This window comes from Methylomagnum sp. (assembly GCF_054333355.1).
The window spans coordinates 1-4,648 of sequence record NZ_JBTEKS010000351.1 but is presented as its reverse complement, the minus strand read 5'-3'; the positions used below and the strand labels follow the sequence as shown (position 1 = coordinate 4,648).

Below are 4,648 nucleotides of genomic sequence, written 5' to 3'. Positions count from 1 at the left end.
CGCTATGCCGATATTTACAATCACGCCATCCCCCAGCGGGCGCTGGGTCATGTCGCCCCCATTAACGCCCTCGCCGAATGGCGCGAGAGAAAGCCAGAATTATTCGTTTCGGCGGTAGACAATCTCACGGGTCTTGACAGCGGCATTCCTGTTGCCAAAGGTAAGCACCCTTGAACGCCAATCAATCTACCGACGCCCCCAAAACCCCGCCGCCCCGCGCTTGGGTGTGGCATTGCACGGATGAATCCATCGCCGCCGGACAAATCTCCGTCATAGCCATCATCGAAACCTTGGCCGCTGTGGCTTTGTACTGGTGGCTGTCACTCCGGTTTGAATGGCATTGGTTTTCTATGGTCGGGCTGATTGCCGCGCCTATGCTGTTGCTGCGTTCGGATGAGTCGGTAGAGTTAGGGGTGGAGATGTTGCGGTGGTGCTTTGACCGCAAAAAAAGTGATATGAGTCGCTGGCGAAAAGTAGCGACGATTTTGGTCTCTGAATTGGTTGCTGGTGGAGTCGCGCATTTCCTCGTCCAGGCTTGGTTGCAGGGTCATGTCGGCTGGGCCTCGTTCTGGCGTGCGGGCGTGATTGGTGCGGGCGCAGATGCGTTTGCGGTAGCAGTAGCGGTTGCAATCAAGGGTACTGGTGTGGGTGTGGGGGCGGGCACGGTCGCGGTTTTGGGTGCGTTTGCGGTTGCATTTGCGGTTTCGGGTACAGATTCAGGCGCAATTACGGGAGCGGTTGTGGGTGCATCTGCGGTTGCGGTTGTGGGTGCAGGTTCGGGTGTTGCACTACTTCTTTTGTTCGGCCCAGCCTTCGTGGCTGGCATTCTGTTACGCGCTTTATTCATCCGCTGGTTCGCCAGCCTGCGTTATCTCTCTCGCGGCCTAAAGCGCTTGCCCCGCAATTGGCGTGAAAATCTGCTTGTAATTGACTTAACCCATCCCCCTGAACTCTTACCACAGGCAGGAAAAGTTGGAAATTGGCTCACAGTCACCGGCCTCTGGGCCCAGTTTCTCGGTGAAAAAGGAGGTGAGAAAGCGTTCACAGCGTTTCTAATCGTCGCTTGGTATCTCCCCGCCCTCGCTTACCGCTGGAGCTTGAAAGCCAGCGCATGGCTCTGGTGGCCTTTGGCCCTAGCCTTGACGCCACCATTCGAGGGCTTGGACGGCTATGCCCGTCGCGACCGGGCCGCAATCGTCAGCCGGGGGGCGTGGTCCAAATTGCTGCTTTCCGGTTTATTCGTGCTGGTACCTTGGCTACTGTTGTCCTGGCATTCCGGCATCAAAGATTTGTTGGTGCCCGTGTCTCCCGCCATCGCCGATTCGGCGCAAAAGCTTCTGGTGTTATTCCCGCCGCCGCCCATGGGCCTGCGTTATGGGCTGCTTTGGCTGGCGGTGTTGTTGGGCGTGGTGTTAGCGTGGCACAGCCACAATCTGCTGGCGGGGTATGACAAGGTGCTGGGTTCCCCCAGAGGCTACAGCGAACTCAGCCCGCAAGAACAACAGCGCTTCGAGACCCAAGCCCGCCCGGTCGAACGGCTGCGGCTGGGGTTGATCGTTGTTCTGTTCCTACTCGGCGAAGCCGTCGCCCTGGCCTTTGCCCACGACCGCAACCAAGCGGAAATCGAACGGCTGATCTGGTCTTGGCTGTTGGAATGGCTTTAGATAAAACCCCATCGTTCCCACGATCCCCGTGGGAATGCATCCAGGCGACGCTCCCGCGTCGTGAAAGCCGACACGGGACGCCGGAGCGTCCATGGTGACATTCCCACGCGGAGCGTGGGAATGAGCAAATGATGGGTTCCGCTGCGCTGCACCCATCCTAAAGCTATTCGCCGGGCTTTCCGCCCTCGGCCAACCCCCGCAAGGTCGCCGCGTCGGCAATCTCCACCGTGCCCCGCCCGAGCCGCACCCAGCCCCGCTCCTCGAAGCGCTTGATATGCCGCGACACCACTTCCCGCGCCGTGCCGATGTCCGCCGCTAGCGCCTGATGAGTTTTCCGCACCGGGTCCAACGTACCGGAAGCCAGCAGCGCCTTCGCCAGCATCCGGTCGATGTCGCCCTCCACCAGTTCCTCCATGCGGACAATGACGCGGGTGAGCCGGTCGGCGAAGCCCGCGAACACGAAGGCGCGGAAGAAGGTGGATTCATTCAGGGCTTGGTGGAATTCGGCGGCGGGAACGGCGAGGGCGGTGACGGGCGATTCGGTGATGCCTTCCGCCGGATAGTCGTTGCCGCCCAGCAGACAGGAGGTGGTCAGGATGCAGGCGCCGCCCCGACGCACTTGATAGAGCAGCACTTCCCGCCCGCTGGGGGTGAAGATTCGCACCCGGACGCAGCCTTCCAGCACCAGCAGATAATTGCCGCACGGGCTGCCGGGCTGGAAGACGGTTTGGTCGGCGGATAGCCGCACCAGTTTCGCCACGGTCTTCAAGCGCTCGACCGGCGGCTCGGCGCGGGCGGCGAAATCTGGGAAGTATTGCGCCCACAGCGTTGCATCAGCCATCGCGGTCCTCCGGGTGAAACAGGTGAATAAGCACGGGCGGACGCTGCCGCCGGTGCCCTATCGTCCTTGCTTCGGCCCGAAACTGTCAATTCCGCCGTGGTCCCGAGATGCCACGGGGGCGTATGCCATAGTCCCGCCTTCAGGCGGCAAACCGGCTAAAGCCGGGACTACGAGCGCGGGGCTTATTGATCGGCGTCGCGCTCCGTCGGGTTGGCGCTGGAATGGGCTGCCGGGTCGATGACTTTATCCATGAGCTTCAGGATGGCGAAGCCGATGGTGAAGGCCAGCATCGCCGCCGCCATCAGGGGCGCGGCGAAGGGCACGTCATGGGGACCGATGGGAATGGATAAAAAGGTCATGATGGCATCCTCTGGAATGGTGGGGGGTGGAACGCTATGGGCGCGGCGAGTTATTGGATTATTGGGTGAGCCGCGACGCGGGGCCGGTGGTCAGGACGGCTTGCAGGTGTTCAGGCCGAACAGGGTGTAGGCCGGGCACCAGCGGATGAGTCCGGTCGCGAGGGGCACGAGACCTATCCAGCCCCAGGGCGTTTGCGGGCCGACGAAGACGAGGGAGAGCAGGATCAGTCCGGCGACGATGCGGACGGCCCGGTCGGCGGTGCCGATGTTGGCGTTCATGGGTGGACTCCGGTTAGGGGTTGAGGGGAGTCCATCATCGGGGCTTGGGCGGGGGAATTCAGTGATTGGGTCACAGGAAGCGGAAGTGGGAGTGGGAGTGGGCTTTAGCCCACGCACTGGCGCGGTAGGGTCGCGGGCTAAAGCCCGCTCCTACGGAACGCCTATCGTCATCCATCATGCATCCGATAGGTTCCGATGTCCGCCGCAGTGTCCAAACCGGGTAAGCTTGTGGGGGCGTCTGCGCCCATCCCATCCCACGCCTTGTGGCCCATGGGAAAAAAGTTACCGGGCCGCTTGGGGTTTCAACCGTAAGCGGAATCGAGCCTAGAAGGTTTCCAAATGCACCTGCTCAGCAATCTGCTACTCAACACCGACTCGTACAAGACCAGCCATTTCCTGCAATACCCGCCGGACTCCACCGGCATGTTCTCCTATTTCGAATCGCGGGGCGGAGCCTGGGACAAGACCTTGTTCTTCGGCCTGCAAATGATCCTGAAGGAATTCCTGGCCAAGCCCATCACGGCGGAACACATCGCGGAGGCCAAGGCATTCTGGCAGGCCCATGGCGAACCCTTCGACGAGGCCGGTTGGCGCCACATCCTGGATGTCCACGGCGGTTATCTGCCGGTGACGATCCGCGCCGTGCCCGAAGGGCGGGTCGTGCCCACCCACAACGCGCTGTTCACGGTGGAGTGCGTGGACCCGCGTGTGTATTGGATCAACTCCCACCTGGAAACCTTGCTGGTGCGGGTCTGGTATCCCGTCACCGTCGCCACCCAGTCCTGGCACATCAAGCAGAACATCGCGGCTTACCTGCGGCAAACCTCGGACGACCCGGAAGGCCAGTTGCTCTTCAAGCTCCACGATTTCGGGGCGCGTGGCGTGTCCAGCGCCGAATCGGCGGCCATCGGCGGCTGCGCCCATCTGGTCAACTTCCGGGGCACCGACACGGCGTCCGGCGTCCTGGCCGCCCGCCGCTATTACGGCGAGCCCATGGCCGGCCACTCCATCCCGGCGGCGGAACACAGCACCATCACCGCCTGGGGCCGGGACGGTGAGACCGCCGCCTACCGCAACATGCTCCGGCAATTCGCCCAGCCGGGAAAGCTGGTGGCGGTGGTCTCGGACAGCTACGACGTGTTCAACGCCGTGGAGAACATTTGGGGCGGCACGCTGCGGGACGAGGTGGTGAATTCCGGCGCGACCCTGGTGGTGCGGCCCGATTCCGGCGATCCCAGCGAGGTGGTGCTGAAAGTGGCGGAGATTCTGGATCGGCGCTTCGGCGCCACCCTGAACAGCAAGGGCTACAAGGTCTTGCGGCATGTCCGCATCATCCAGGGCGACGGGGTCAACGCCCGCTCCATTGACGAGATTCTGGCGAATCTCACGGGGCACGGCTACGCCGCCGACAACCTCGCCTTCGGCATGGGCGGGGCGCTCCTGCAACGGCTGGACCGCGACACCCTCAAGTTCGCCATGAAATGCTCGGCCATCCGGCGCGATGG

Annotated in this window: 5 protein-coding genes; 2 read left to right on the top strand and 3 right to left on the bottom strand. The window is 62.4% G+C overall.

Going from position 1 to position 4,648, the window contains the following annotated elements:
- Nucleotides 1–170: 170 nt before the first annotated feature.
- Entirely contained in the window at nucleotides 171–1,664 is a 1,494-nt protein-coding gene (locus tag ACXWUF_RS19015) for a hypothetical protein (protein ID WP_458496156.1), read from the top strand.
- A gap of 163 nt (nucleotides 1,665–1,827) precedes the next feature.
- Here the strand turns inward: ACXWUF_RS19015 and ACXWUF_RS19010 are convergent, their stop codons facing one another.
- From ACXWUF_RS19010 to ACXWUF_RS19000, 3 genes are all read right to left on the bottom strand, one after another.
- Nucleotides 1,828–2,505 (bottom strand): Crp/Fnr family transcriptional regulator, encoded by a 678-nt coding sequence (locus tag ACXWUF_RS19010; protein WP_458496155.1) that lies wholly within the window; start codon nucleotides 2,503–2,505, stop codon nucleotides 1,828–1,830.
- Nucleotides 2,506–2,687: 182 nt separating this feature from the next.
- A complete protein-coding gene (locus tag ACXWUF_RS19005; RefSeq protein WP_458496154.1) occupies nucleotides 2,688–2,864 on the bottom strand; it encodes a hypothetical protein in 177 nt (58 codons plus the stop codon).
- 90 nt (nucleotides 2,865–2,954) lie between these two features.
- Entirely contained in the window at nucleotides 2,955–3,143 is a 189-nt protein-coding gene (locus tag ACXWUF_RS19000; RefSeq protein WP_458496153.1) for a YgaP family membrane protein, read from the bottom strand.
- Nucleotides 3,144–3,482: 339 nt separating this feature from the next.
- Between ACXWUF_RS19000 and ACXWUF_RS18995 the strand changes: the two genes are divergently transcribed.
- A partial coding sequence (locus ACXWUF_RS18995; RefSeq protein WP_458496152.1) for a nicotinate phosphoribosyltransferase occupies nucleotides 3,483–4,648 on the top strand: 1,166 nt, incomplete at its 3' end.